Source organism: Klebsiella sp. CSG-1 (genome assembly GCF_056521145.1).
In genome coordinates this window covers 1-1,957 of sequence record NZ_JBWNLD010000029.1, presented here as the reverse complement: position 1 = coordinate 1,957, position 1,957 = coordinate 1, and the positions used below count along the sequence as shown (strand labels likewise).

General features: G+C 54.8%; 2 protein-coding genes. Both read left to right on the top strand.

What is annotated here, in order from left to right; translation table 11 throughout:
• Positions 1-87 precede the first annotated feature (87 nt).
• Positions 88-1,110, top strand: a complete 1,023-nt coding sequence (gene istA / locus AC007G_RS28250) for an IS21-like element ISSen3 family transposase (RefSeq protein WP_015063043.1) — start codon at positions 88-90, stop codon at positions 1,108-1,110.
• A complete protein-coding gene (gene istB, locus AC007G_RS28245; RefSeq protein WP_001531258.1) occupies positions 1,107-1,889 on the top strand; it encodes an IS21-like element ISSen3 family helper ATPase IstB in 783 nt (260 codons plus the stop codon). Before istA ends, istB begins: the two co-directional genes overlap by 4 nt.
• The last annotated feature ends 68 nt before the right edge of the window (positions 1,890-1,957 follow it).

Sequence of the window (1,957 nt, the reverse complement as noted above, 5' to 3'; positions counted from 1 at the left end):
ATGTTACCAACGGTGCAAAACTGATCCACCCCAGCGGTTGAAAATTGATCCAGGGGTTAATCTGCTCCTCTGAATACAGGGGAGCTTATGATCACTTTTGAGATTCGTATGGAAATTAAAGTCCTGCACAAGCGGGGAATGAGTATCCGGGCCATCGCCAGGGAACTGGGTATTTCGCGCAATACTGTCCGTAGTCACCTGAAAGCTAAATCTGAAAAGCCGCAGTATTCACCACGCCCGGCATCATCATCACTGCTCGATGAATACCGCGATTATATCTCTAAGCGGATCAGCGATGCGCATCCCTACAAAATCCCGGCGACTGTTATTGCCCGGGAAATCATGGAGCTGGGCTATCGTGGAGGGCTGACTATCCTGAGAGAGTTCATCCGCAAACAGACCCTGCCAGCACAGGCAGAACCGGTCGTTCGCTTCGAAACCGAGCCCGGGCGGCAGATGCAGGTTGACTGGGGGACCATGCGAAACGGCAAATCACCGCTTCATGTGTTCGTTGCCGTTCTGGGATACAGCAGGATGCTGTACATCGAGTTCACTGACAATATGCGCTACGACACCCTGGAAGCCTGTCACCGCAATGCGTTCAGCTTCTTCGGCGGTGTACCGCGGGAAGTTCTGTACGACAATATGAAAACGGTGGTGCTCCAGCGTGATGCTTACCAGACCGGACAGCACCGGTTCCATCCTTCCCTGTGGCAGTTCGGCAAAGAGATGGGCTTCTCTCCCCGGCTGTGTCGCCCGTTCAGGGCACAGACTAAAGGCAAGGTGGAGCGAATGGTGCAGTACACCCGCAACAGCTTCTACATCCCGTTAATGACGCGCCTGCGCCCGATGGGGATCACCGTCGATGTTGAAACCGCAAACCGTTACGGCCTGCGCTGGCTGTACGATGTGGCCAATCAACGGAAGCATGAAACTATCCAGACCCGCCCCTGTGATCGCTGGATGGAGGAACAGCAATCCATGCTGGCACTGCCACCGGAGAAAAAACAGTATGACGTGCAGGTCGACGAAAGCCTGGTGACCTTCGACAGGCAGCCGTTGCATCATCCGCTGTCCATCTATGACACGTTCTGCAGAGGAGCCGCATGATGGTCGAACTGCAACATCAACGGCTGATGGTGCTTGCCGAACAGCTCCAGCTGGACAGTCTTATCGGCGCGGCACCGGCGCTGTCGCAACAGGCAGTGGATCAGGAATGGAGCTACATGGACTTCCTGGAGCACCTGTTACATGAGGAGAAACTTGCCCGGCATCAGCGTAAACAGGCGATGTACACACGGATGGCAGCCTTCCCCGCGGTGAAGACGTTCGAGGAATACGACTTCACCTTCGCCACCGGCGCACCGCAGAAGCAAATCCAGTCGCTGCGCTCCCTGAGCTTCATCGAACGTAACGAAAACATCGTGTTACTGGGCCCCTCGGGCGTGGGAAAAACACATCTGGCGATAGCCATGGGTTACGAAGCAGTACGGGCCGGCATCAAGGTTCGCTTCACAACAGCAGCGGACCTGCTGTTACAGCTGTCGACTTCCCAGCGTCAGGGGCGTTACAAAACGACACTCAATCGCGGTGTAATGGCTCCAAAACTGCTCATCATCGACGAAATAGGCTATCTGCCGTTCAGTCAGGAGGAAGCCAAGCTGTTCTTCCAGGTCATCGCCAAACGTTACGAGAAGAGCGCGATGATCCTGACCTCTAACCTGCCGTTCGGGCAGTGGGACCAGACGTTCGCCGGGGATGCAGCCCTGACATCGGCGATGCTGGACCGGATCTTACATCACTCACACGTCGTGCAAATAAAAGGGGAAAGCTATCGACTGAAGCAGAAACGAAAGGCCGGGGTTATCGCTGAAGCTAATCCTGAGTAAACAAGGTGGATCAATATTAAACCGTTGGTGGTGGCGGTAAGTGGATCACTTTTTACCCGTTGTTGACA